The organism is Streptococcus bouchesdurhonensis (genome assembly GCF_948472335.1).
In genome coordinates, this window is record NZ_CAOKTW010000010.1 from 1 (window position 1) to 26,137 (window position 26,137).

Below are 26,137 nucleotides of genomic sequence, written 5' to 3' on the forward strand. Positions count from 1 at the left end.
TCCACTCAGTATTGCATCCTCCAGCAATGAGGAAAAAGGAATCTCCTGTCTGAGCATCTACTGCCCCATAACAATAGCGATATTCTCGCATATAATGACTAGGAATGCTAGGTCGGATTCCTTGAGGAGCCCAACAAGAACTCATCTTACTGATTCTTCCGAAACCAGCTTCATCTTGGTACATCAAACGTACTTTGTTATAAGTCCCCTCTTCTTTAAAGCGCTTACTTAAGGTCTCGAATGTAGATTTTATTTTTAGACGTCTCAATTGTCTGAGCGTCTGCCTTCTTGGGATGCTCAGGTCGAGGAGTGACCGTTCGCCAACCATGTCGTTTCAGGAGATAATAGAAACCATCACGTGTGGAAGTGCGACCAATCTCTTTTTGATAGGCTTCAAATAACTGATTGACAGTTACAAATTCCCCAGCCTGAGCAGCTTCTATATGACGTTTTAGAAATGCTTGTTCTTCTTCGTAAGTCATATATTCTCTATGACGTCCACCACGGGTCTCCTGAAGAAGCGCTTCTAAACCAAACTCCTTATATTTTTTCAAATTCCTCCAAACAGTTGTTTTATTGCAATCTAGCAAATCCATGATTTCCTTATAACTCTTTTCTTTTGAGCGAAAATAAATAATCTGTAGACGTTTGTGATATTTGGCGTACGATGAATCTCTTAGGAGTTGTTCAATTTTTTGTGTTTCTTCGTTTGTAAGTTTCATAACTACTATTATAAGATGTTTTTTGATTTTAGTCCAGTATAATTAGAATTTCCCAACTGTCTAACTCAACTAAAAATCCCCAATCGTAGTGATTGAGGATTAAGCAAATAAATCTTAAACAATACCTTGGGCAATCATAGCGTTTGCTACATTTTCAAAGGCAGCAATGTTAGCTCCTGCAAGGTAGTCTTTATCAAGACCGTATGTTTCTGAAGTCGTTTTAGCTGTGTTGAAGATGTTTGTCATGATGTCTTTGAGACGGCCATCAACTTCTTCACGAGTCCATGAGAGGCGAAGACTGTTTTGGCTCATTTCAAGAGCTGAAACGGCTACACCACCAGCGTTGGCAGCTTTTGCAGGTCCGTAGAAGATACCATTTTCTTTGTAAACTTTGATGGCATCAAGGTCGCTCGGCATGTTGGCACCTTCAGATACACAGATAACGCCTTGAGCAACCAAACGTTTAGCTGCTTCACCGTTGATTTCGTTTTGAGTGGCACATGGAAGAGCAATGTCATAGTTTCCAGCGTAAGTCCATACAGTACCTTCGTGGTAGGTTGCAGTTGCTTTTTCAGCTGCATACTCAGTCAAACGAGCACGACGTTTTTCTTTAACATCAACCAAAAGATCGAAGTCGATACCATTTTCATCGATGACATAACCATTTGAGTCAGAAACAGAAATAACAGTTGCACCGAGTTCAGTTGCTTTTTGAAGAGCATATTGAGCAACGTTACCAGAACCTGAAATAACGACTTTCTTACCAGCAAAGCTGTTACCGTTAGCTTTGAGCATTTCTTCAGTATAGTAAACCAAACCGTAACCAGTTGCTTCTGGACGAATCAAGCTACCACCAAATCCAAGAGGTTTACCAGTCAAGACACCAGCATCAAATTGGTTAAGACGTTTGTATTGACCGTAAAGGTAACCAATTTCACGTCCACCAACACCGATATCACCAGCAGGTACGTCAAGTGATGGTCCGATGTGTTTTTGCAACTCAGTCATGAAGCTTTGGCAGAAGCGCATCACTTCAGCATCTGTTTTACCTTTAGGATCGAAGTCTGATCCACCTTTACCTCCACCGATTGGAAGTCCAGTCAAGACGTTTTTGAAGATTTGTTCAAATCCGAGGAATTTCAAAATCCCTTGGTTTACAGTTGGGTGGAAACGAAGTCCTCCTTTGTATGGTCCAACAGCTGAGTTGAATTGAACACGGTAACCACGGTTTACTTGAATTTTTCCATCACGGTCAACCCAAGGAACACGGAAAGAAATTACGCGCTCAGGCTCAGTAATACGTGCCAAGATATTTTCTTCGATATACTCAGGGTGTTTTTCAAATACAGGTTCCAAAGTGTTGAAAAATTCTTCAACAGCTTGGAGGAATTCAGCCTCGTGCCCATTACGAGCTTTTACAGTTTCAAACACGCTTTGGATATATTCTTTAGCAGATGTCATATCGTTCTCCTTTTGTTGTCATAGTTTATTACATGAGCTATTATAGCAGAATTTTTTTAAACTGTAAAGAGAAAAACAAAAATTTTCTAAAAATTCTTTCAATTTAGTTTTAAGACTTTTTGAAAATAGACAAAAAACGAACCTTTTTCTTGTAAATATCTTTCTCAAAGAGAAAATCTGAAAATATGCTATAAGAAAAGAAAATGTTTAGCAATTCAGAAATCACTTGTTAATTTATCCATGATATGTTAGATTTGCCAGCAAAACTATGACCATTTTGGAGGAAAGAAATATTTACATCTCCTTATTCAGGGCAGGATTTTCTATACAAGTATAGATGTCTTGCTGGAGTTGGATCATGGAACCCAAGCGGTTATTGAGATTTAGAACTATCATCAGAATTTTTTCATTAGACTTGTTCGGTAACCATAAAGTACTATACTATCTATGAACAAGACCCAGAAAAAGTAGCCTTATTTCTTAAGAATTTTAATAGTTTAAAGCACTTAGCACCTGTTTATATTGATGAAACAGGATTCGATACTTACTTTTATCGAGAATATGGTCGCTCATCAAAGGGTCAGTTAATAGGAGGTAAAGTCTCTGGAAGAAGATATCAGGGGATTTCTTTGGTTGCAGGTCTAACAAATGGTGACTTAATCGCTCCATGACCTACGAAGAGACGATGACGAGCGACTTTTTTGAAGCATGGTTTCAGAAATTTCTTTACCAACATTAACCACACCCTCAGTTATTATTATGGATAATGCAAGATTCCAATAGAATAGCTAGGATAGAATTCTTGTGTGAAGAGTTTGGGCATAAACTTTTACCCCTTCCTCCCTACTCACCTGAGTACAATCCTATTGAGAAGACATGTGCTCATATCAAAAAGCACCTCAAAAAGGTATTACCAAGTTGCAATACCTTTTACGAGGCTCTTTTGTCCCACTCTTGTTTCAGTTTGTTATAAACACCTAAGATAAGAGCTATACTAGGTAAATAAAAATCTCTATACTATTTGAAAGTGAAGACTACTCACTGTGAGATAGTATAGAGTATTTTTGTTGTAGTTAAACCATCCTACCCATTCCCCATTGTAATTAACACGGTAACCGTCTGGTGTAGTCGTATTGATTGCTAGAGCACCAGAGCTATAAGCATAGTACCATTTGCCAGATACCTTCATCCAGCCTGTTTTCATAGCACCTGAACCGTCGAGATAGTACCAAGTCTCACCGTCTTTCAACCAACCTGCTTGCATCCAGACTGAACTATCGAAGCGATACCAGATATTATCTAATTTTGCCCACTGATTGTAAGGGTAAGATCCCATCAAGTTGCATAAACTACCAACGCGAGCCAGCTTGTCGCCAAAAACCCATACTTTTACCTACTTCTTGCATTTGGTTAAAGAAATTGTAGGAATTATTCGTTGTACTCTTATTTTCATTTTTGATTTTATGAGTTCCGATAGCCTTCAAATTTTTGTCAAAAAGATTCGCCTTAGTCGCAAATGTTTGAATCTGAGAAGAGTAGGCTTCTATGTATTGAATGGCTTTTCCATAACCACCAGCTAATTCTTCAGAGCCACCAGATGATGTTCCGAAACTTTGTGCAACGGTAATCCATCCATTTTGAGTAACAGGGTTTTCAAAGGCTGCCAAACCCATATAGGTCAATTCTGGATTGATTAAGGATTCGTAGTGTCCAGTTTGATCAGAGACATTTGCTCCGCTACGAGATTTATAGAATATATTTCTCAATAGCACGCGCAACGCCGTCTTCTTCGTTGCTTGAGGTAACGGCATCCGCAAGAGATTTGACATAATCGCTGGCATTTCCCATTGCAATCCCAAGCCCTGCAAATTGGAGCATTTCGATATCGTTATTAGCATCGCCCATGGCCATAATCTCTGAGGAATCAATCTTCAAAATCTCAGCTAGTCGTGAAAGAGCAGTAGCCTTTGTCGTTCCAAGCGGCATTGCTTCATAAATGACAGGCTGCGAACGAACTCCACTGAATCGTTGGCAAAGCTCTTCAGCAAAACGCTGCTCAAAATCGTCTGTTTGGCTCTCTGTTCCTAAAAACATACCTTGGAACATACGAAACTTGCCACTAGTCGCTTCCTCAAGAGAAATTTCAGTCAGGTCTGAAAAGACTAGTTTGGCATCATTTTGAATGATTTCATTAGGTTTGCCACCGAGGACAAAATAATGTTCCTCATCAAAAAGAGTCAACTGAACATCACTTTTTTCAGCTAGGTCATAGAGGTATTCGATGTCTGCTGGACTAAGTTCTTGCCAGTCAACCAAGCCCCAGTCGCTAGTCTGGTGAGTTGAACAACCGTTGTTAACAATCACATACTCATTCTGGAGATCAAGCCCCAGTTTTTTGTAGTAGGGGAGGACACCGAAAAGCGGGCGACCCGTACAGAGAACCAATTTGACACCTTTTTCAATGGCTTTGTGAATAGCAATAATGTGAGCTTGTGGGATTTCCTTGGCTTCATTGAGGAGGGTTCCGTCCATATCCAAGGCTAGTAGTTTAATCATAAGACTTCCTTCTTTATCTTTTGGTATTATTATAGCATATTTTGGAGAAGAAATTGATAGGAAGCTTGGGGCTAATTGATTTTACAGTTTAGGATGTTTTGATGACAATTCATGATTTGAAGAGGATATTTGGCCAAGATATGCTATACTAAACTTGTGATTCAATTAAGCAAACCATTCTATTCAATAAGCTAGTCAAGGAAAACAGAGGATTTAATATGAAAAAACGGATTATTCAGATTTTACTAGCATTATCCTTAATTTTTTACAAATCAACTTGGTTTTGGGGAATTTTCAATCACCTCGCAAAGCCCTATCTACCAGCAAGTCGTGAATTTTTTCAGATTCTGCTTTGGATGGAGAGTGGAGGTCTTTTATTAGCGGTCATCTATCTACTAGTTTTTGCAGGAAAGAAGACTTTTCATTTCAAATGGCAGCTGAGGCACTTTATCTACCTTTTACTGGGTTACATCATTTTGTATATGTCTGACGTCCTCTTGTCTTATTTCATACCCTCGTCTTCAAATCAAATTTCTTTGAATGAAACGATAGAAATGATAGGGAGACAGGAATTACCCTATTTCTTGCTCATGGCTTGCTTCATCGGCCCTATTGCTGAGGAATTGATTTATCGCGGTGTGCTTATGACAACCTTTTTCAAAAACTCGCCTTGGTACGGAGATGTCTTGCTTTCTGCTATTATTTTCGGTTATATTCATATCAATTTTGCTTTAACTCCTCTTGCTTTTTTCATTTATGCTAGTGGAGGTCTCATTTTAGCTCTACTGTATCGCATGACAAAAAATCTCTACTATCCAATACTAGTTCATATTCTCATCAATATCACTGCCTTCTGGAATGTATGGTTACTCCTATTTTCAGGAAGTTAGCTTACTAAAAAAATGTCGGAACTTTCCGCATTTTCTTTTTTCACAAATAGTCAACGTTTTTCTTTTCGATATTGGAGTGGTGTGTATCCAGTTATTTTTTGAATTGATTTTGAAAATAAGGTTGGCTTGAGAAAGGCAGATAGTGAAGATAGTTAAGAAGGTTAAGAAGAATAGGATGTTCTTTTTCCTTTTTGGAAAACTTCTAAAATATGGTATAATGAAAAGATAAAGAAGTTGGAGGTAGAAGATGAACATTCAACAATTACGCTATGTTGTGGCCATTGCCAATAGCGGTACTTTTCGTGAAGCTGCTGAAAAGATGTATGTTAGTCAGCCGAGTCTGTCTATTTCTGTTCGTGATTTGGAAAAAGAATTGGGTTTTAAGATTTTCCGTCGGACCAGCTCAGGGACTTTCTTGACTCGTCGTGGTATGGAATTCTATGAAAAAGCGCAAGAATTGGTTAAAGGATTTGATATTTTTCAAAATCAGTATGCCCATCCTGAGGAAGAAAAGGATGAATTTTCCATTGCCAGTCAGCACTATGACTTCTTGCCACCAACCATTACGGCCTTTTCAGAGCGCTATCCTGATTATAAGAACTTCCGTATTTTTGAATCAACTACTGTTCAAATTTTAGACGAAGTAGCGCAAGGTCACAGTGAGATTGGGATTATCTACCTCAATAATCAAAATAAAAAAGGGATTATGCAACGGGTTGAAAAGTTAGGCCTAGAGGTTATTGAACTAATTCCCTTCCATACCCATATTTATCTCCGTGAGGGGCATCCTTTAGCTCAGAAAGAGGAATTGGTCATGGAGGATTTAGCGGATCTACCAACGGTTCGTTTCACGCAAGAGAAAGACGAGTATCTTTATTATTCAGAGAACTTTGTTGATACCAGCGCGAGCTCGCAGATGTTTAATGTGACAGACCGTGCTACTTTGAATGGTATTTTGGAGCGGACGGACGCTTATGCAACAGGTTCTGGATTTTTAGATAGTGACAGTGTGAATGGCATCACAGTTATTCGTCTTAAGGATAACCTAGATAACCGCATGGTCTATGTTAAACGTGAAGAAGTGGAGCTGAGTCAAGCTGGAACTCTTTTCGTAGAAGTCATGCAAGAATATTTTAATCAGAAGAGGAAATCATGAAAAAAGAGGAATAGTGGCAGTCATTGTACTGCTTTTGATTGCGCTGGATCAGTTAGTTAAATCCTATATCGTCCAACAGATTCCACTGGGTGAAGTGCGCTCCTGGATTCCCAATTTCGTTAGCTTGACCTACCTGCAAAATCGAGGGGCAGCCTTTTCTATCTTACAAGATCAGCAGTTGTTATTCGCTGTCATTACCCTGGTCGTCGTGGTAGGTGCCATTTGGTATCTACATAAGCACATGGAGGACTCATTCTGGATGGTCTTGGGTTTGACTCTGATAATCGCGGGTGGTCTTGGAAACTTTATTGACAGGGTCAGTCAGGGCTTTGTTGTGGATATGTTTCACCTTGACTTTATCAATTTTGCAATTTTCAATGTGGCAGATAGCTATCTGACTGTTGGAGTGATTATTTTATTGATTGCAATGCTAAAAGAGGAAATAAATGGAAATTAAAATTGAAACTGGTGGCCTGCGTTTAGATAAGGCTTTGTCAGATTTGACAGAATTATCACGTAGTCTCGCGAATGAACAAATCAAATCAGGCCAGGTCTTGGTCAATGGCCAAGTCAAGAAAGCTAAATACACTGTCCAAGAGGGCGATGTCGTCACTTACCATGTGCCAGAACCAGAGGTTTTAGAGTATGTGGCTGAGGATCTTCCGCTAGAAATCATCTACCAAGATGAGGATGTGGCTGTTGTCAACAAACCTCAGGGAATGGTTGTGCATCCGAGTGCTGGTCATACTAGTGGAACCCTAGTAAATGCCCTTATGTATCATATTAAGGACTTGTCGGGTATCAATGGGGTTCTGCGTCCAGGAATTGTTCATCGTATTGATAAGGATACGTCAGGTCTTCTTATGATTGCTAAAAATGATGAGGCGCATCTAGCACTTGCCCAAGAACTCAAGGATAAAAAGTCTCTCCGCAAATATTGGGCGATTGTTCATGGAAATTTGCCCAATGATCGCGGTGTGATTGAAGCACCGATTGGTAGGAGTGAAAAAGATCGTAAGAAACAGGCTGTGACTGCTAAAGGGAAACCTGCAGTAACTCGTTTCCACGTCTTGGAACGCTTTGGCGATTATAGCTTAGTGGAGTTGCAACTAGAGACAGGGCGTACCCATCAGATTCGTGTCCACATGGCTTATATCGGTCATCCAGTTGCTGGGGATGAAGTCTATGGTCCTCGTAAGACACTTAAGGGGCATGGACAATTTCTTCATGCCAAGACTCTAGGTTTTACTCATCCGAGAACAGGTGAGACCTTAGAATTTACAGCAGATATCCCAGCAATTTTTAAGGAAACATTGGAGAGATTGAGGAAGTAAGAATGAAAAAGAAATTAACTAGTTTAGCACTTGCAGGCGCTTTTTTAGGCTTGTCATGGTATGGAAATGTTCAAGCTCAAGAAAGTTCAGGAAATAAAATCCACTTTATAAATGTTCATGAAGGTGGCAGTGATGCGATTATTCTTGAAAGCAATGGACATTTTGCCATGGTGGATACAGGAGAAGATTATGATTTCCCAGATGGAAGTGATTCTCGTTATCCATGGAGACAGGGTATCAATACAACTTATAAGCATGTTCTAACAGACCGTGTCTTTCGTCGTTTGAAGGAATTGGGTGTCCAAAAACTTGATTTTATTTTGGTAACCCATACCCACAGTGACCATATTGGAAATGTTGATGAATTACTGTCTACCTATCCAGTTGACCGAGTCTATCTTAAGAAATATAGTGATAATCGTATTACTAAGCCTGAACGTCTTTGGGATAATCTGTATGGCTATGATAAGGTTTTAAAGACTGCTGCTGAAAAAGGTGTTTCAGTTATTCAAAATATCACACAAGGAGATGCTCATTTTCAGTTTGGAGACATGGATATTCAACTATATAATTATGAAAATGAAACAGATTCATCAGGTGAATTAAAGAAAATTTGGGATGATAATTCCAATTCCTTGATTAGCGTAGTAAAAGTCAATGGTAAGAAAATTTACCTTGGGGGCGACTTAGATAATGTGCATGGAGCGGAAGATAAGTATGGACCTCTCATTGGAAAAGTTGATTTGATGAAGTTTAATCATCACCATGATACCAACAAATCAAATACCAAGGATTTTATTAAAAATTTGAGTCCGAGTTTGATTGTTCAAACTTCGGATAGTCTACCTTGGAAAAATGGTGTTGATAGTGAGTATGTTAATTGGCTCAAAGAACGAGGAATTGAGAGAATCAACGCAGCCAGCAAAGACTATGATGCAACAGTTTTTGATATTCGACAAGACGGTTTAGTAAACATTTCAACTTCCTACAAGCCTATTCCAAGTTTTCAAGCTGGTTGGCATAAGAGTTCATATGGAAACTGGTGGTATCAAGCGCCTGATTCTACAGGAGAATATGCTGTCGGTTGGAATGAAATTAAGGGTGAATGGTATTACTTTAACCAAACGGGTATCTTATTACAGAATCAATGGAAAAAATGGAACAATCGTTGGTTCTATTTGACAGACTCTGGTGTTGCTGCTAAAAATTGGAAGAAAATCGCTGGAATCTGGTATTATTTTAACAAAGAAAACCAGATGGAAATTGGTTGGATTCAAGATAAAGAGCAGTGGTATTATTTGGATGTTGATGGCTCTATGAAGACAGGTTGGCTTCAATATAAGGGGCAATGGTATTACTTTGCTCCATCAGGGGAAATGAAAACGGGCTGGGTAAAAGATAAAGAAGCCTGGTACTATATGGATTCTACTGGTATCATGAAGACAGGTGAGATAGAAGTTGCTGGACATCATTACTATCTAGAAGAATCAGGAGCTATGAAGCAAGGCTGGCTTAAAAAGGCAAATGATTGGTATTTCTACAAGACAGATGGTTCACGAGCTATAGGTTGGATTAAAGACAAGGATAAATGGTACTTCTTGAAAGAAAATGGTCAATTACTTGTGAATGGTAAGACACCAGAAGGCTATACTGTGGATTCAAGTGGTGCCTGGTTAGTGGATGTTCCGATCGAGAAATCTGCTACAATTAAAACTACAAGTCATTCAGAAATAAAAGAATCCAAAGAAGTAGTGAAAAAGGATCTTGAAAATAAAGAAACGAGTCAACATGAAAGTGTTACAAATTCTTCAACTAGTCAAGATTTGACATCCTCAACTTCACAAAGCTCTGAAACGAGTGTAAACAAATCGGAATCAGAACAGTAGTAGAAAAGAAGGTTTTAGGGCCTTCTTTTTCCTATCAACTCTTTTCTATTTCCTGTTATTCATGTTATAATGGATAAATATGAATAATCGGAGTGAGACTATGAAATACAAACGGATTGTCTTTAAGGTGGGTACTTCTTCTCTGACAAATGAGGATGGAAGTTTATCACGTAGTAAGGTAAAGGATATTACCCAGCAGTTGGCTATGCTGCACGAGGCTGGTCATGAGTTGATTTTGGTGTCTTCAGGTGCCATTGCGGCTGGTTTTGGAGCCTTAGGATTTAAAAAGCGTCCGACTAAAATTGCTGATAAACAGGCTTCAGCAGCGGTAGGACAAGGGCTTTTGTTGGAAGAATACACGACCAATCTTCTCTTGCGCCAAATCGTTTCTGCACAAATCTTGCTAACCCAGGATGACTTTGTAGATAAGCGTCGTTATAAAAATGCCCATCAGGCTTTGTCGGTTTTACTTAGCCGTGGGGCGATTCCTATCATCAATGAGAATGATAGTGTTGTTATTGATGACTCAAGGTTGGGGACAATGATACTCTGAGTGCACAGGTGGCGGCCATGGTCCAAGCAGACCTTTTGATCCTCTTGACAGACGTAGATGGTCTCTATACAGGAAATCCTAATTCAGATCCAAGAGCCAAACGTTTGGAGCAAATCGAGACTATCAATCGTGAGATTATCGATATGGCTTATGGAGCTGGTTCGTCAAACGGAACTGGGGGCATGTTAACCAAAATCAAAGCTGCAACTATTGCGACAGAATCGGGTGTTCCTGTTTATATCTGCTCATCCTTGAAGTCAGATGCCATGATTGAAGCGGCTGAGGAGACCAAGGATGGTTCCTACTTTGTTGCGCAAGAGAAGGGGCTTCGTACCCAGAAACAATGGCTGGCCTTTTATGCTCAGAGTCAAGGTTCTATTTGGGTTGATAAAGGGGCTGCGGAAGCTCTCTCTCAACATGGAAAGAGTCTTCTCTTATCTGGTATCGTTGAAGCAGAAGGAGCCTTTTCTTACGGTGATATCGTGACAGTATTTGATAAGGAAAGTGGAAAATCACTTGGAAAAGGACGCGTGCAATTTGGAGCATCTGCTTTGGAGGATATGTTGCGTTCTCAAAAAGCCAAGGGTGTCTTGATTTACCGTGACGACTGGATTTCCATTACTCCTGAAATCCAACTACTTTTTACAGAATTTTAGAGGTAAACTATGGTGAGTAGACAAGAACAATTTGAACAGGTACAGGCTGTTAAAAAATCGATTAACACAGCTAGTGAAGAAGTGAAAAACCAAGCCTTGCTAGCCATGGCTGATCACTTAGTGGCTGCTACTGAGGAAATTTTAGCGGCTAATGCCCTCGATATGGCAGCGGCTAAGGGGAAAATCTCAGATGTGATGTTGGATCGTCTTTATTTGGATGCAGATCGTATAGAAGCGATGGCAAGAGGAATTCGTGAAGTGGTTGCCTTCCCAGATCCAATCGGTGAAGTTTTAGAAACAAGTCAGCTTGAAAATGGTTTGGTTATCACAAAAAAACGTGTAGCTATGGGTGTCATCGGTATTATCTATGAAAGCCGTCCAAATGTGACGTCTGATGCGGCTGCTTTGACTCTTAAGAGTGGAAATGCGGTTGTTCTTCGTAGTGGTAAGGATGCCTATCAAACAACCCATGCCATTGTCACAGCCTTGAAGAAGGGCTTGGAGACGACTACTATTCACCCAAATGTGATTCAACTGGTGGAAGATACTAGCCATGAAAGTAGTTATGCTATGATGAAGGCCAAGGGCTATCTAGACCTCCTCATTCCTCGTGGAGGAGCTGGCTTGATCAATGCAGTGGTTGAGAATGCGATTGTACCTGTTATCGAGACAGGGACTGGGATTGTCCATGTCTATGTGGATAAGGATGCAGACGAAGACAAGGCGCTGTCTATCATCAACAATGCTAAAACCAGTCGTCCCTCTGTTTGCAATGCCATGGAGGTTCTGCTGGTTCATGAAGACAAGGCAGCAAGCTTCCTTCCTCGCTTGGAGCAAGTGCTGGTTGCAGATCGAAAAGAAGCTGGGTTGGAACCAATTCAATTCCGCTTGGATGAGAAAGCCAGTCAGTTTCTTTCAGGTCAAGCAGCTGAGGCACAAGACTTTGACACCGAGTTTTTAGACTATGTCTTAGCTGTTAAGGTTGTGAGCAGTTTAGAAGAAGCGGTTGCCCATATTGAAGCCCATAGTACCCATCATTCAGATGCCATTGTAACGGAAAATGCTGAAGCTGCAGCTTACTTTACAGATCAAGTGGACTCTGCAGCTGTCTATGTCAATGCCTCAACTCGTTTTACCGATGGTGGACAATTTGGTCTTGGATGTGAGATGGGAATTTCTACTCAGAAATTGCACGCGCGTGGTCCAATGGGCTTGAAAGAGTTGACCAGCTACAAGTATGTGGTTGCTGGTGATGGGCAGATAAGGGAGTAAGAGATGAAGATTGGATTTATCGGTTTGGGGAATATGGGGGCTAGTTTGGCTAAGGCTGTTTTGCAGGCCAAGACGTGTGATGACATTCTTCTTGCCAATCGTAGTCAAGCTAAGGTAGATGCTTTCATTGCAGACTTTGGTGGTCAGGCTTCCAGCAATGAAGAAATTTTTGCAGAAGCAGATGTGATTTTTCTAGGTGTTAAGCCAGCTCAGTTCTCAGACTTACTTTCTCAATATCAGACCATCCTTGAAAAACGAGAAAGTCTTCTTTTGATTTCCATGGCAGCTGGATTGACCTTGGAAAAACTCGCTAGTCTTCTTCCAAATCAACACAGAATTATTCGTATGATGCCAAATACCCCTGCTTCTATTGGTCAAGGAGTGATTAGTTATGCCTTGTCTCCTAATTGCAGGGCTGAGGACAGTGAGCTCTTTTGTCAGCTTTTAGCCAAGGCTGGTCTTTTGGTTGAACTTGGAGAAAGCTTAATAGATGCAGCGACAGGTCTTGCAGGTTGTGGACCAGCCTTTGTCTATCTTTTTATCGAGGCCTTGGCAGATGCAGGTGTTCAGACTGGATTGCCACGAGAAACAGCATTGAAAATGGCAGCTCAAACTGTGGTAGGAGCTGGACAATTGGTCCTTGAAAGTCAGCAACATCCTGGAGTTTTGAAAGACCAAGTTTGCAGCCCAGGCGGTTCGACTATCGCTGGTGTAGCGAGCCTAGAAGCGCATGCTTTTCGAGGAACGGTCATGGATGCAGTTGGTCAAGCCTACAAACGAACACAAGAACTAGGTAAATAAGAGGTGGATTTGTCTGCCTCTTTTATGGTGGTTGATACTCTTCGAAAATCTCTTCAAACTGCGTCAGCTTCCATCTGCAACCTCAAAACAGTGTTTTGAGCAACCTGCGACTAGCTTCCTAGTTTGCTCTTTGATTTTCATTGAGTATGAAATGAGAAGACAAAAAGATTGTCACAAACCCCTATTTTTTTGATAGAATAGAAGTAGTAAAAAAGAAATGAGTTAGACATGTCAAAAGGATTTTTAGTCTCTCTTGAGGGACCAGAGGGAGCAGGCAAGACCAGTGTTTTAGAGGCTCTGCTACCAATTTTAGAGGAAAAAGGAGTAGAGGTGTTGACGACCCGTGAACCTGGCGGAGTCTTGATTGGGGAGAAGATTCGGGAAGTGATTTTGGATCCAAGTCATACTCAGATGGATGCGAAGACAGAGTTGCTTCTCTATATTGCCAGTCGCAGACAGCACTTGGTGGAAAAAGTTCTTCCAGCCCTTGAAGCTGGCAAGTTGGTCATCATGGATCGTTTTATCGATAGTTCTGTTGCCTATCAGGGATTTGGTCGTGGCTTAGATATTGAAGCCATTGACTGGCTCAATCAGTTTGCGACAGATGGCCTCAAACCCGATTTGACACTCTATTTTGACATCGAGGTGGAAGAAGGGCTGGCTCGTATTGCTGCTAATAGTGACCGCGAGGTTAATCGTTTGGATTTGGAAGGGTTGGACTTGCATAAAAAAGTTCGTCAAGGCTACCTTTCTCTTCTGGATAAAGAGGGAAATCGCATTGTCAAGATTGATGCTAGTCTCCCTTTGGAGCAAGTTGTGGAAACTACCAAGGCTGTCTTGTTTGACGGAATGGGCTTGGCCAAATGAAACAAGAACAATTAAAGGCTTGGCAACCAGCCCAGTTTGACCGATTTGTCCGTATCTTAGAACAAGACCAGCTCAATCACGCCTATCTCTTTTCAGGTTTCTTTGGAAGCCTGGAAATGGCGCAGTTTTTGGCCAAGAGTCTATTTTGTACGGATAAGGTAGATGTTTTACCATGTGAAAACTGCCGAAATTGTAAGCTGATTGAACAGGGAGAATTTCCCGATGTAACCTTGATTAAGCCAGTCAATCAGGTCATCAAGACAGAACGCATTCGGGAATTGGTGGGACAGTTTTCTCAAGCAGGGATTGAAAGCCAGCAACAGGTCTTTATCATCGAGCAAGCGGATAAAATGCATCCCAACGCAGCCAATTCTCTGCTTAAGGTCATCGAAGAACCCCAGAGTGAAGTTTATATTTTCTTCTTGACTAGCGATGAGGAAAAGATGTTACCGACAATCCGAAGTCGGACCCAGATTTTCCACTTTAAAAAGCAAGAAGAACAACTCATCTTGCTCTTAGAACAAATGGGACTTGTTAAGAAAAAAGCGACTCTTTTAGCTCAGTTTAGTCAATCGCGAGCTGAAGCAGAAAAGTTGGCTAATCAGGCAAGTTTTTGGACCTTGGTCGATGAAAGTGAACGCCTGCTGACTTGGTTAGTAGCTAAGAAAAAAGAAAGTTATCTACAGGTTGCCAAATTAGCGAACTTGGCAGATGATAAGGAAAAACAAGATCAGGTTTTACGGGTTCTTGAAGTTCTCTGTGGGCAGGATCTCTTGCAGGTAAGAGTAAGGGTGATTCTACAAGATTTGCTAGAAGCTAGAAAAATGTGGCAAGCTAATGTCAGCTTTCAAAATGCCATGGAATATCTGGTCTTGAAAGAAATATAAACTCAAAAATGAACGATAAAGAAAGGAAAGGCCTGGCTTATGGACAAAAAAGAATTATTTGACGCGCTGGATGATTTTTCCCAACAGTTATTGGTAACCTTGGCCGATGTGGAAGCTATCAAGAAAAATCTCAAGAGCCTAGTAGAGGAAAATACAGCTCTTCGTTTGGAAAATTCTAAGTTGCGCGAACGTTTGGGTGAGGTGGAAGCAGACGCTCCCGTCAAGGCCAAGCATGTTCGCGAAAGTGTTCGTCGCATTTACCGTGATGGATTTCACGTATGTAATGATTTTTATGGACAACGTCGAGAACAGGACGAGGAATGTATGTTCTGTGACGAGTTGTTATACAGGGAGTAAGCATGCAGATTCAAAAAAGTTTTAAGGGGCAGTTTCCCTATGGCAAGCTGTATCTAGTGGCAACGCCGATTGGCAATCTAGATGATATGACCTTTCGCGCTATCCAGACCTTGAAAGAAGTGGACTGGATTGCTGCTGAGGATACGCGCAATACAGGTCTTTTGCTAAGCATTTTGACATTTCCACCAAGCAGATCAGTTTTCATGAGCACAATGCCAAGGAAAAAATTCCTGATTTGATTGGTTTCTTGAAAGCAGGGCAAAGTATTGCTCAGGTCTCTGATGCTTAGGTTTGCCTAGCATTTCAGACCCTGGTCATGATTTGGTTAAGGCAGCTATTGAGGAAGAAATTGCAGTTGTGACTGTTCCAGGTGCCTCTGCAGGAATTTCTGCCTTGATTGCCAGTGGTCTAGCGCCACAACCACATATCTTTTACGGCTTTTTACCGAGAAAATCAGGCCAGCAAAAGCAATTTTTCGACTCGAAAAAAGATTATCCTGAAACTCAGATTTTCTATGAATCGCCTCATCGTGTAGCAGATACGTTGGAAAATATGTTAGAAGTCTACGGTAACCGCTCGGTTGTCTTGGTCAGGGAATTGACTAAAATCTATGAAGAATACCAACGCGGTACCATTTCTGAGTTATTGGAAAGCATTGCTGAAACGCCACTTAAAGGAGAATGCCTTCTCATTGTTGAAGGTGCCAGTCAGGATGTGGAGGAAAAAGACGAGGAGGACTTGTTCTTAGAAATCCAAGCCCGTATCCAGCAAGGCATGAAGAAAAATCAAGCTATCAAGGAAGTCGCTAAGATTTACCAGTGGAATAAAAGCCAGCTCTACGCTGCCTACCATGATTGGGAAGAAAATCAAGAAAATGACTAATACTCTTCGAAAATCTCTTCAAACCGTGTCAACGTCGCCTTGTCGTAGGTGTGGTTACTGACTTCGTCAGTTCTATCCACAACCTCAAAACAGTGTTTTGAGCTGGACTTCGTCAGTTCTATCTACAACTTCAAAGCAGTGCTTTGAGCAACCTGCGGCTAGTTTGCTCTTTGATTTTCATTTAGTATAAACAGGGAAGTTTGCCTTCTTCCCTTTTTTTGTTATACTAGTAGAAGAAAAAAATAGAAAGATTTGTGGGAGTGAAAAAGTCCGGGGGGACTTTTTCAGCTTGAGCCAAGAAATTGAGAGCGAGGAAAGTCCGGGGACTTTTTCAGCCTGAGCCAAGAAACTCGAAAGCTCGTAAGTCTGATTGGCTTTTTCAATGTGAATCTTAACTTCACACTCCCAAAGAGGTATTAGTGTCGTGTCTCAATCTTATATCAATGTTATCGGTGCTGGTTTGGCAGGTTCTGAAGCAGCTTACCAAATCGCAGAGCGTGGTATTCCAGTTAAACTTTATGAAATGCGTGGTGTCAAGTCGACTCCTCAGCACAAAACAGACAATTTTGCTGAGTTGGTTTGTTCCAATTCTTTGCGTGGGGATGCTTTGACAAATGCAGTTGGTCTTCTCAAGGAAGAAATGCGTCGCTTGGGTTCTGTTATCTTGGAATCTGCTGAGGCTACACGTGTTCCTGCTTATGGAGCCCTTGCGGTGGATCGTGATGGTTTCTCTCAAATGGTGACCGAAAAAGTGGTCAACCACCCCTTGATTGAAGTGGTGCGTGATGAAATTACAGAATTGCCAACAGATGTTATTACAGTTGTGGCGACTGGTCCCTTGACTAGCGATGCCCTGGCTGAAAAGATTCATGCCCTTAATAATGGCGATGGCTTCTATTTCTACGATGCAGCAGCGCCTATTATCGATGTCAACACTATCGATATGAGTAAGGTCTATCTCAAATCTCGTTATGATAAGGGAGAAGCAGCCTATCTCAATGCTCCAATGACCAAGCAAGAGTTTATGGATTTCCATGAAGCCTTGGTCAATGCGGAAGAAGCACCGCTCAATTCTTTTGAAAAAGAAAAGTACTTTGAAGGATGTATGCCAATCGAAGTTATGGCCAAACGTGGCATTAAAACTATGCTTTATGGCCCTATGAAGCCAGTCGGTCTTGAGTATCCGGACGACTACACAGGACCTCGTGATGGAGAATTTAAAACACCTTATGCGGTTGTGCAACTTCGTCAGGATAATGCAGCTGGTAGCCTATACAATATTGTTGGTTTCCAGACCCACCTCAAATGGGGAGAACAAAAGCGTGTCTTCCAAATGATTGGTCTTGAAAATGCGGAGTTTGTCCGTTATGGTGTCATGCATCGCAATTCTTACATGGATTCACCAAATCTTCTTGAGCAGACTTACCGTTCCAAGAAACAACCAAATCTCTTCTTTGCTGGTCAGATGACGGGGGTGGAAGGCTATGTTGAGTCGGCGGCTTCGGGCTTAGTTGCGGGAATTAACGCAGCTCGTCTCTTCAAGGAAGAAAGCGAGGTTATTTTCCCCGAGACGACAGCGATTGGAAGCTTAGCTCATTACATTACCCATGCCGACAGCAAACATTTCCAACCAATGAATGTCAATTTTGGGATCATCAAGGAGTTGGAAGGCGAGCGTATCCGTGATAAGAAGGCTCGTTATGAAAAAATTGCAGAGCGTGCCCTTGCCGACTTAGAGGAATTTTTGACTGTCTAATTTTTTTGAAAGAATTGCTCATGATACTATAAAAATCTTAGAAATTGTGATAGAATAGGTAGGATAAAAGAAGGAGAGTGAAAATGGCGAATCCCAAGTATAAACGTATTTTAATCAAGTTATCAGGTGAAGCCCTTGTATGAACGTGGCGTAGGGATTGATATCCAAACAGTTCAAACAATCGCAAAAGAGATTCAAGAAGTTCATAGCTTAGGTATCGAAATTGCCCTTGTTATTGGTGGAGGAAATCTCTGGCGTGGTGAACCTGCTGCAGAAGCAGGAATGGACCGCGTTCAGGCAGATTACACAGGAATGCTTGGGACTGTTATGAATGCTCTTGTGATGGCAGATTCATTGCAACAAGTTGGGGTTGATACGCGTGTGCAAACAGCCATTGCAATGCAACAAGTGGCAGAGCCTTACGTACGTGGACGTGCCCTTCGTCACCTTGAAAAAGGCCGTATCGTTATCTTTGGTGCCAATTGGTTCACCTTACTTCTCAACAGATACAACAGCGGCCCTTCGTGCAGCTGAAATCGAAGCGGATGCTATCCTTATGGCTAAAAATGGGGTCGATGGTGTTTACAATGCCGATCCTAAGAAGGACAAGACAGCCGTTAAGTTTGAAGAATTGACCCACCGTGACGTTATCAATAAAGGTCTTCGTATCATGGACTCAACTGCTTCAACCCTCTCAATGGATAACGACATTGACTTGGTTGTCTTCAACATGAACCAACCAGGCAACATCAAACGTGTCGTATTTGGTGAAAATATCGGAACAACAGTTTCAAATAATATCGAAGAAAAGGAATAAGAAAGATTATGGCTAACGCAATTATTGAAAAAGCTAAAGAGAGAATGACCCAGTCTCACCAATCACTTGCTCGTGAATTTGGTGGTATCCGTGCTGGTCGTGCCAACGCAAGTTTACTCGACCGTGTACATGTAGAATACTATGGAGTAGAAACTCCTCTTAACCAAATTGCTTCAATTACCATTCCAGAAGCGCGTGTTTTGTTGGTAACACCATTTGACAAGTCTTCATTGAAAGACATCGAACGTGCCTTAAACGCTTCTGATCTTGGTATCACACCAGCTAACGATGGTTCTGTAATTCGTTTGGTTATCCCTGCTCTTACAGAAGAAACTCGTCGTGACCTTGCTAAAGAAGTGAAGAAGGTCGGTGAGAATGCTAAAGTGGCTGTCCGCAATATCCGTCGCGATGCTATGGATGAAGCTAAGAAACAAGAAAAAGCAAAAGAAATCACTGAAGACGAATTGAAGACTCTTGAAAAAGACATTCAAAAAGTAACAGATGATGCTGTTAAACACATCGACGACATGACTGCCAACAAAGAGAAAGAACTCTTGGAAGTCTAAAAATAAACAGAAAAACTCAGTTGGCATTGCTGGCTGAGTTTTGTTCGAAAGAAGGAAATATGAATACAAATCTTGCAAGTTTTATCGTTGGACTGATCATCGATGAAAACGACCGTTTTTACTTTGTTCAAAAGGATGGCCAGACCTATGCTCTTACCAAGGAAGAAGGTCAACATACAGTAGGGGATACGGTTAAAGGTTTTGCCTACACGGATATGAAGCAAAAACTCCGCTTGACAACTCTAGAAGTGACTGCCACTCAGGACCAATTTGGTTGGGGACGTGTCACAGAAGTTCGTAAAGACTTGGGTGTCTTTGTGGATACAGGCCTTCCTGACAAGGAAATCGTTGTGTCACTCGATATTCTCCCTGAGCTCAAGGAACTCTGGCCTAAGAAGGGTGATCAACTCTACATCCGTCTTGAAGTGGACAAGAAAGATCGTATCTGGGGACTCTTGGCTTATCAAGAAGACTTCCAACGTCTGGCTCGACCTGCCTACAACAACATGCAGAACCAAAACTGGCCAGCCATTGTATACCGCCTCAAGCTGTCAGGAACTTTTGTTTACCTGCCAGAAAATAACATGCTTGGTTTTATCCATCCTAGCGAGCGCTATGCAGAGCCACGTTTAGGGCAAGTTTTAGATGCGCGTGTCATTGGTTTCCGCGAAGTGGACCGCACTCTGAACCTCTCCCTCAAACCACGTTCATTTGAAATGTTGGAAAATGATGCCCAGATGATTTTGACTTATTTGGAAAGCAATGGCGGTTTCATGACCTTGAATGATAAGTCATCTCCAGATGACATCAAGGCAACCTTTGGCATTTCTAAAGGTCAGTTCAAGAAAGTTTTAGGTGGTCTTATGAAGGCTGGTAAAATCAAGCAAGACCAGTTTGGGACAGAATTGATCTAGGGTGACATATGAGAAAATCATTTTACACTTGGCTCATGACCGAGCGCAATCCTAAAAGTAACAGTCCCAAAGCTATCCTAGCAGACCTAGCCTTTGAAGAATCAGCTTTTCCAAAACACACAGATGATTTTGATGAGGTGAGTCGCTTTTTGGAAGAACATGCCAGTTTCTCTTTTAACCTAGGAGACTTTGACGCTATCTGGCAAGAATACTTAGAACACTAGCATGATTCATTGGGTTTGGGCTAATTTCTCCATCCCTTTGCTATAATAAAAAGAAATAAAAGGATTAGAGAGGTTCTTTATTTGAAGGAACATTCAATAGACATTCAACTGAGTCATCCAGATGACCTGTTTCATCTTTTTGTTCCAATGAGCGCCATCTTCGTTTGATGGAAGAAGAGCTTGATGTGGTGATTCATGCTCGTACAGAGATTGTACAAGTCTTGGGGGGAGTCAGCTTGTGAGGAAGCTAGACAAGTTATTCAAGCCTTGATGGTTTTGGTAAATCGTGGAATGACAGTCGGCACACCAGATGTAGTGACTGCGATTAGCATGGTCAAAAACGATGAAATCGACAAATTTGTCGCCCTTTATGAAGAAGAAATTATCAAGGATAATACAGGGAAGCCTATCCGTGTCAAAACACTGGGTCAAAAACTTTATGTGGACAGTGTTAAACAGCATGATGTGACCTTTGGAATTGGGCCAGCAGGGACAGGGAAGACCTTTCTTGCAGTGACCTTAGCAGTGACTGCACTTAAACGTGGGCAAGTCAAGAGGATTATCTTGACACGTCCAGCGGTGGAAGCAGGAGAGAGTCTAGGTTTTCTTCCGGTGATCTTAAGGAGAAGGTAGATCCTTACCTTCGACCTGTTTATGATGCTTTGTATCAGATTCTGGGGAAAGACCAAACAACTCGACTCATGGAGCGTGAAATTATTGAGATTGCGCCCCTTGCCTATATGCGTGGACGGACCTTGGATGATGCCTTTGTCATTCTCGATGAGGCGCAAAATACGACCATTATGCAGATGAAGATGTTTTTGACTCGTTTAGGTTTTCATTCTAAGATGATTGTCAATGGAGATATCAGTCAGATTGACCTGCCACGCAATGTCAAGTCCTTTGATTGATGCCCAAGAGAAACTCAAGAACATTCACCAGATTGACTTTGTTCATTTTTCAGCCAAGGATGTGGTTCGCCACCCAGTTGTCGCTCAGATTATCCGAGCCTATGAACCAGAACTAGGTTAAAAGAAGAGAGTGAAGAATTAGATCCTCAACCTCTATATGAAGGATAGTTCTTTTGTACTTAAAGTTATCTCAATACTAAATCTATAGTAGATTGAAGCTAGAATAGTACGTTGTGACTGCTAAAACATTTTTAGAAATTAATTTGACTTTCCTGATTGATTTGTTTATATCTTATTTCAATCTACTATAAGTTTGCTTTTTAAATGTTTTATTCAATATCCTTATATTAGATTAGAAAGGTTTCAAGTGGAAGAAACGTATGGAATCAATCTTTTTAAAACTAGCTCAGTATCCCATAGTCGAGACAGAGCGTTTGTTGCTTAGACCTGTAACTTTGAATGATGCGGAAGCAATGTTTGACTATGCCTCGGACAAGGATAATACACGTTACACTTTTTCAACCAATCAAAATGTAGAAGAAACCAAGAATAATATTGCTCAGTTCTACTTGGCTAATCCCTTGGGACGCTGGGGGATTGAATTAAAAGATAACGGCAAGTTTATCGGAACCATTGACTTGCACAAGATTGATCCTGTTCTTAAGAAGGCAGCTATTGGCTACATTATCAATAAAAAGTATTGGAATCAAGGATTGACGACAGAAGCCAATCGTGCCGTAATTGAGCTAGCTTTTGAGAAGATAGGAATGAATAAGTTAGTTGCTTTACACGATAAGGCTAATCCCGCGTCAGGAAAGGTCATGGAGAAATCAGGCATGCGTTTTTCCCACGAAGAAGCTTATGCTTGTATGGACCAGCATGAAAAAGGCCGAATCGTGACAAGAGTTCATTATGTCTTGACCAAGGAAGACTATTTTGCAAATAAATAAGCAGTTGAAAAGAAATTTTTCGACTGTTTTTTCTTCCTCTTACGAATAATCTAAGAGAGGAGAAAATATGGAAGCAATTATCGAGAAAATCAAAGAGTATAAAATCATCGTCATCTGTACTGGTCTGGGCTTGCTTGTAGGCGGATTTTTCCTGCTAAAGCCAGCTCCACAAACACCTGTAAAGGAAACGAATTTGCAGGCTGAAGTTGCAGCTGTTTCCAAGGATTTGGTATCCGAAAAGGAAGTGAACAAGGAAGAGAAGGAAGAACCCCTTGAACAAGATCTAATCACAGTAGATGTCAAAGGTGCTGTCAAATCGCCAGGGATTTATGACTTGCCTGTAGGTAGTCGAGTCAATGATGCTGTTCAGAAGGCTGGTGGCTTGACAGAGCAAGCAGACAGCAAGTCGCTCAATCTAGCTCAGAAAGTTAGTGATGAGGCTCTGGTTTACGTTCCTACTAAGGGAGAAGAAGCAGTTAGTCAACAGACTGGTTCGGGGACAGCTTCTTCAACAAGCAAGGAAAAGAAGGTCAATCTCAACAAGGCCAGTCTGGAAGAGCTTAAACAGGTTAAGGGACTGGGAGGAAAACGAGCTCAGGACATTATAGACCATCGTGAGGCAAATGGGAAATTCAAGTCGATTGATGAACTCAAGAAGGTCTCTGGCATTGGTGCTAAGACCATAGAAAAGCTAAAAGACTATGTTACAGTGGATTAAGAACATCCCCATTCCCCTAATTTACCTGAGTTTTTTGTTACTTTGGTTTTATTACGCTATTTTCTCAGCATCCTATCTTGCTTTGTTGGGCTTTGTTTTTCTGCTAGTCTGTCTCTTTTTCCAATTTCCATGGAAATCAACAGGCAAAGTTTTAGTGATTTGTGGAGTCTTTGGCTTCTGGTTTCTGTTTCAAAATTGGCAACAGAGCCAAGCGAGTCAAAATCTGGCGGATTCTGTTGAAAGGGTACGGATTCTGCCTGACACTGTTAAGGTCAATGGTGATAGTCTGTCCTTTCGCGGCAAGGCTGATGGACGCATTTTTCAAGTCTATTATAAACTCCAGTCCGAGGAGGAGAAAGAAGCCTTTCAAGCTTTAACCGACCTGCATGAGATAGGACTAGAAGGGAAGCTTTCGGAGCCAGAAGGGCAGAGAAATTTTGGTGGCTTTAATTACCAAGCCTATCTGAAGACTCAGGGAATTTACCAGACTCTCAATATCAAAACAATCCAGTCACTTCAAAAGATTGGCAGTTGGGATATAGGAGAAAACTTGTCCAGTTTACGTCGAAAGGCTGTGGTTTGGATTAAGACGCACTTTCCAGACCCTATGCGCAATTACATGACAGGACTCTTGCTGGGACATCTGGACACCGACTTTGAGGAGATGAATGAGCTTTATTCCAGTCTAGGAATTATCCACCTCTTTGCCCTATCTGGCATGCAGGTAGGTTTTTTCATGAATGGATTTAAGAAACTTCTCTTGCGATTGGGCTTGACCCAAGAAAAGTTGAAATGGCTGACTTATCCCTTTTCCCTTATCTATGCGGGACTAACTGGATTTTCAGCATCGGTTATTCGCAGTCTCTTGCAAAAGCTACTGGCTCAACATGGGGTTAAGGGCTTGGATAATTTTGCCTTGACAGTGTTTCTCCTCTTTATTGTCATGCCAAACTTTTTCTTGACAGCAGGAGGAGTCTTGTCCTGCGCTTATGCTTTTATCCTGACCATGACCAGCAAAGAAGGGGAGGGGCTCAAGGCTGTTGCTAGTGAAAGTCTAGTCATCTCCTTGGGCATATTGCCCATTCTATCCTTCTATTTTGCGGAATTTCAACCTTGGTCCATCCTTGACCTTTGTCTTTTCCTTTCTATTTGATTTGGTCTTCTTACCGCTCTTGTCTATCTTATTTGCCCTTTCCTTTCTCTATCCAGTCATTCAACTGAATTTTATCTTTGAATGGTTGGAGGGAATGATTCGCTTGGTCTCGCAGATGACAAGTAGGCCGTTTGTCTTTGGACAACCTAATGCATGGTTTTTAATTTTATTGTTAATTTCCTTGGCTTTGGTCTATGATTTGAGGAAAAATATCAAAAGAGTAGCTGGCTTCAGCTTACTTATTGTGGGTCTCTTTTTCTTGACCAAGCATCCACTGGAAAATGAAATTACCATGCTGGATGTGGGGCAAGGAGAAAGTATTTTCCTAAGGGATGTAACTGGGAAGACCATTCTCATAGATGTAGGTGGCAAGGCAGAATCTGATAAGAAAATTGAAAAATGGCAAGAAAAGGCGACGACCAGCAATGCCCAGCGAACCTTGATTCCCTATCTCAAAAGTCGAGGAGTAGCCAAGATTGACCAGCTGATTTTGACAAATACGGACAAGGAACATGTTGGAGATTTGTTGGAGGTGACCAAGGCTTTTTATGTAGGGGAGATTTTAGTATCAAAAGGAAATCTGAAACAGAAGGAATTTGTGGTAGAACTACAGGCGACTCAAACCAAGGTGCGCAGTGTGACAGCAGGAGAGAACTTGCCAATTTTTGGAAGTCAGTTAGAAGTCCTATCTCCAAGGAAAATTGGAGATCATGAAGATACCCTGGTTTTGTATGGAAAACTCTTGGATAAAAACTTTCTTTTCACTGGAAATTTGGAGGAGAAAGGAGAGAAGGACATGCTGAAGCACTATCCTGACCTAGAAGTGGATGTTTTGAAAGCTAGCCAACATGGCTCTAAAAAATCATTAAGTTCAGACTTTTTAGAACAGCTCAAACCAGAGATGACTCTCATCTCAGTTGGAAAGAACAATCGAACGAAACTCCCCATCAGGAAACTTTGACACGACTGGAAGGTATCAATAGCAAAGTTTACCGAACTGACCAGCATGGAGCTATACGGTTTAAAGGTTGGAATAGTTGGAAGATTGAAAGCGTTCGATAGGAAAGATAAATATTATTATTAGACTTCCTGCGAAACAAAATATGGTATAATAGTTCTATGAATTATGAAGCAAGTAAACAACTAACTGATGCACAATTTAATCGTCTTGTTGGTGTTCAGCGCACGACTTTTGAAGAGATGTTAGCTGTATTAAAAATTAAACACGCAAAAGATGGATAAAAACCTAAATTAAGCCTAGAATACCTTCTTATGGCGACTTCAATATGTGCGAGAATATCGAACTTATGAACAAATTGCGGCTGATTTTGGTATCCACGAAAGCAACTTAACCCATCGGAGTCAATGGGTTGAAGTAACTCTTGTTCAAAGTGGTTTTACGATTTCAAGAACTCACCTTAGTGCTGAAGACACGGTAATGATTGATGCGACGGAAGTAAAAATCAATCGCCCTAAAAAACAATTAGCGAATGATTCTGGTAAAAAGAAATGCCACGCTATGAAGGCTCAAGCGATTGTCACAAGTCAAGGGAGAATTGTTTCTTTGGAGATCACTGTGAACTATTGTCATGATATGAAGTTGTTCAAAATGAGTCGCAGAAATATCGGACAAGCTGGTAAAATCTTGGCTGACAGTGCTTATCAAAGGCTCATGAAGATATATCCTCAAGCACAAACTCCACGTAAATCCAGCAAACTCAAGCCGCTAACAGCTGAAGAGAAGGCCTGTAACCATGCGCTATCTAAGGGGAGCAGCAAGGTTGAGAATATTTTTGCCAAAGTATAGTAGATTGAAACTAGAATAGTACATATCTACTTCTAAAACAT

19 protein-coding genes and 10 pseudogenes are annotated in these 26,137 nt (G+C 41.2%); 23 read left to right on the plus strand and 6 right to left on the minus strand.

Translation table 11 applies throughout. The annotated features are described in order from the left end of the window. Window positions 1–722 (minus strand): annotated as a pseudogene (locus QMQ21_RS14915) (IS630 family transposase); the annotation flags it as partial. 114 nt (window positions 723–836) lie between these two features. After that, the gene (gdhA, locus tag QMQ21_RS14920; RefSeq protein WP_023937544.1) at window positions 837–2,183 is read right to left on the minus strand and encodes an NADP-specific glutamate dehydrogenase; all 1,347 of its coding nucleotides are present in this window, start codon (window positions 2,181–2,183) and stop codon (window positions 837–839) included. A 431-nt stretch (window positions 2,184–2,614) separates the two neighbouring features. Between gdhA and QMQ21_RS14930 the strand changes: the two are divergent. Beyond that, window positions 2,615–3,156: pseudogene (locus QMQ21_RS14930) on the plus strand (transposase); the annotation flags it as partial. A 111-nt stretch (window positions 3,157–3,267) separates the two neighbouring features. On the opposite strand, the pseudogene QMQ21_RS19545 reads toward QMQ21_RS14930, so the two are convergent. From QMQ21_RS19545 to QMQ21_RS14945, 3 genes and pseudogenes are all read right to left on the minus strand, one after another. Further along, a pseudogene (locus QMQ21_RS19545) lies at window positions 3,268–3,474 on the minus strand (choline-binding protein); the annotation flags it as partial. Between the two features lie 58 nt (window positions 3,475–3,532). Beyond that, on the minus strand, window positions 3,533–3,955 hold the full coding sequence (locus QMQ21_RS19550; RefSeq protein WP_023937543.1) for a hypothetical protein: 423 nt from the start codon (window positions 3,953–3,955) through the stop codon (window positions 3,533–3,535). Continuing rightward, window positions 3,930–4,739: a Cof-type HAD-IIB family hydrolase gene (locus QMQ21_RS14945; RefSeq protein ID WP_023932748.1), complete on the minus strand. Its 810-nt coding sequence runs from the start codon at window positions 4,737–4,739 to the stop codon at window positions 3,930–3,932. The genes QMQ21_RS19550 and QMQ21_RS14945 overlap by 26 nt, the downstream gene beginning before the upstream one ends. Window positions 4,740–4,957: 218 nt before the next feature. Here QMQ21_RS14945 and QMQ21_RS14950 point away from each other — a divergent pair, with 218 nt between their 5' ends. Continuing rightward, a complete protein-coding gene (locus tag QMQ21_RS14950) occupies window positions 4,958–5,629 on the plus strand; it encodes a CPBP family intramembrane glutamic endopeptidase (RefSeq protein ID WP_000746011.1) in 672 nt (223 codons plus the stop codon). Window positions 5,630–5,679: 50 nt separating this feature from the next. On the opposite strand, the pseudogene QMQ21_RS14955 reads toward QMQ21_RS14950, so the two are convergent. Next, window positions 5,680–5,884, minus strand: a pseudogene (locus tag QMQ21_RS14955) (AraC family transcriptional regulator). Here QMQ21_RS14955 and QMQ21_RS14960 point away from each other — a divergent pair. The 21 genes and pseudogenes from QMQ21_RS14960 to QMQ21_RS15060 all read left to right on the plus strand — a co-directional run. After that, window positions 5,877–6,785 carry a LysR family transcriptional regulator gene (locus QMQ21_RS14960; RefSeq protein ID WP_001025687.1) on the plus strand — a complete coding sequence of 303 codons (909 nt, stop codon included), beginning with the start codon at window positions 5,877–5,879 and terminating at the stop codon, window positions 6,783–6,785. The pseudogene QMQ21_RS14955 and the gene QMQ21_RS14960 sit on opposite strands and share 8 nt — an antisense overlap. Then, a complete protein-coding gene (gene lspA / locus QMQ21_RS14965; protein WP_031243700.1) occupies window positions 6,766–7,242 on the plus strand; it encodes a signal peptidase II in 477 nt (158 codons plus the stop codon). The genes QMQ21_RS14960 and lspA overlap by 20 nt, the downstream gene beginning before the upstream one ends. After that, complete coding sequence (locus QMQ21_RS14970; protein WP_000403212.1) at window positions 7,232–8,119, plus strand: RluA family pseudouridine synthase; 888 nt, start codon at window positions 7,232–7,234, stop codon at window positions 8,117–8,119. The genes lspA and QMQ21_RS14970 overlap by 11 nt, the downstream gene beginning before the upstream one ends. Before the next feature lie 2 nt (window positions 8,120–8,121). Continuing rightward, window positions 8,122–10,005, plus strand: a complete 1,884-nt coding sequence (gene cbpE, locus QMQ21_RS14975; protein WP_023936958.1) for a phosphorylcholine esterase CbpE — start codon at window positions 8,122–8,124, stop codon at window positions 10,003–10,005. Window positions 10,006–10,105: 100 nt separating this feature from the next. Then, window positions 10,106–11,214 (plus strand): annotated as a pseudogene (gene proB, locus QMQ21_RS14980) (glutamate 5-kinase). Between the two features lie 9 nt (window positions 11,215–11,223). Beyond that, window positions 11,224–12,486, plus strand: coding sequence for a glutamate-5-semialdehyde dehydrogenase (locus QMQ21_RS14985; protein WP_023936957.1), 1,263 nt, complete (start codon window positions 11,224–11,226; stop codon window positions 12,484–12,486). Window positions 12,487–12,489: 3 nt separating this feature from the next. Then, the gene (gene proC / locus QMQ21_RS14990) at window positions 12,490–13,287 is read left to right on the plus strand and encodes a pyrroline-5-carboxylate reductase (protein ID WP_023936955.1); all 798 of its coding nucleotides are present in this window, start codon (window positions 12,490–12,492) and stop codon (window positions 13,285–13,287) included. Between the two features lie 228 nt (window positions 13,288–13,515). Beyond that, a complete protein-coding gene (gene tmk, locus QMQ21_RS14995) occupies window positions 13,516–14,154 on the plus strand; it encodes a dTMP kinase (RefSeq protein ID WP_000033362.1) in 639 nt (212 codons plus the stop codon). Beyond that, complete coding sequence (locus QMQ21_RS15000; protein WP_023936953.1) at window positions 14,151–15,041, plus strand: DNA polymerase III subunit delta'; 891 nt, start codon at window positions 14,151–14,153, stop codon at window positions 15,039–15,041. Before tmk ends, QMQ21_RS15000 begins: the two co-directional genes overlap by 4 nt. Before the next feature lie 39 nt (window positions 15,042–15,080). Continuing rightward, window positions 15,081–15,398: a DNA replication initiation control protein YabA gene (gene yabA, locus QMQ21_RS15005; protein ID WP_000358228.1), complete on the plus strand. Its 318-nt coding sequence runs from the start codon at window positions 15,081–15,083 to the stop codon at window positions 15,396–15,398. A gap of 2 nt (window positions 15,399–15,400) precedes the next feature. Beyond that, window positions 15,401–16,280 (plus strand): annotated as a pseudogene (gene rsmI, locus QMQ21_RS15010) (16S rRNA (cytidine(1402)-2'-O)-methyltransferase). A 424-nt stretch (window positions 16,281–16,704) separates the two neighbouring features. Next, on the plus strand, window positions 16,705–18,036 hold the full coding sequence (gene trmFO / locus QMQ21_RS15015; protein ID WP_261814718.1) for a methylenetetrahydrofolate--tRNA-(uracil(54)-C(5))-methyltransferase (FADH(2)-oxidizing) TrmFO: 1,332 nt from the start codon (window positions 16,705–16,707) through the stop codon (window positions 18,034–18,036). An 83-nt stretch (window positions 18,037–18,119) separates the two neighbouring features. Beyond that, window positions 18,120–18,853, plus strand: a pseudogene (gene pyrH / locus QMQ21_RS15020) (UMP kinase). Between the two features lie 8 nt (window positions 18,854–18,861). Then, window positions 18,862–19,419: a ribosome recycling factor gene (gene frr, locus QMQ21_RS15025; protein ID WP_001262225.1), complete on the plus strand. Its 558-nt coding sequence runs from the start codon at window positions 18,862–18,864 to the stop codon at window positions 19,417–19,419. A 59-nt stretch (window positions 19,420–19,478) separates the two neighbouring features. Then, window positions 19,479–20,333: an RNA-binding virulence regulatory protein CvfB gene (gene cvfB / locus QMQ21_RS15030; protein WP_001095471.1), complete on the plus strand. Its 855-nt coding sequence runs from the start codon at window positions 19,479–19,481 to the stop codon at window positions 20,331–20,333. An 8-nt stretch (window positions 20,334–20,341) separates the two neighbouring features. Further along, the gene (locus QMQ21_RS15035) at window positions 20,342–20,557 is read left to right on the plus strand and encodes a YozE family protein (RefSeq protein WP_001232084.1); all 216 of its coding nucleotides are present in this window, start codon (window positions 20,342–20,344) and stop codon (window positions 20,555–20,557) included. An 81-nt stretch (window positions 20,558–20,638) separates the two neighbouring features. Beyond that, window positions 20,639–21,589 (plus strand): annotated as a pseudogene (locus QMQ21_RS15040) (PhoH family protein). Between the two features lie 259 nt (window positions 21,590–21,848). After that, window positions 21,849–22,418 (plus strand): GNAT family N-acetyltransferase, encoded by a 570-nt coding sequence (locus tag QMQ21_RS15045; RefSeq protein ID WP_000443735.1) that lies wholly within the window; start codon window positions 21,849–21,851, stop codon window positions 22,416–22,418. 67 nt (window positions 22,419–22,485) lie between these two features. Further along, complete coding sequence (locus tag QMQ21_RS15050; protein ID WP_000387332.1) at window positions 22,486–23,136, plus strand: helix-hairpin-helix domain-containing protein; 651 nt, start codon at window positions 22,486–22,488, stop codon at window positions 23,134–23,136. Then, window positions 23,120–25,351: pseudogene (locus QMQ21_RS15055) on the plus strand (DNA internalization-related competence protein ComEC/Rec2). The gene QMQ21_RS15050 and the pseudogene QMQ21_RS15055 overlap by 17 nt, the downstream one beginning before the upstream one ends. A gap of 57 nt (window positions 25,352–25,408) precedes the next feature. After that, window positions 25,409–26,093: pseudogene (locus tag QMQ21_RS15060) on the plus strand (transposase family protein); the annotation flags it as partial. Window positions 26,094–26,137 lie beyond the last annotated feature (44 nt).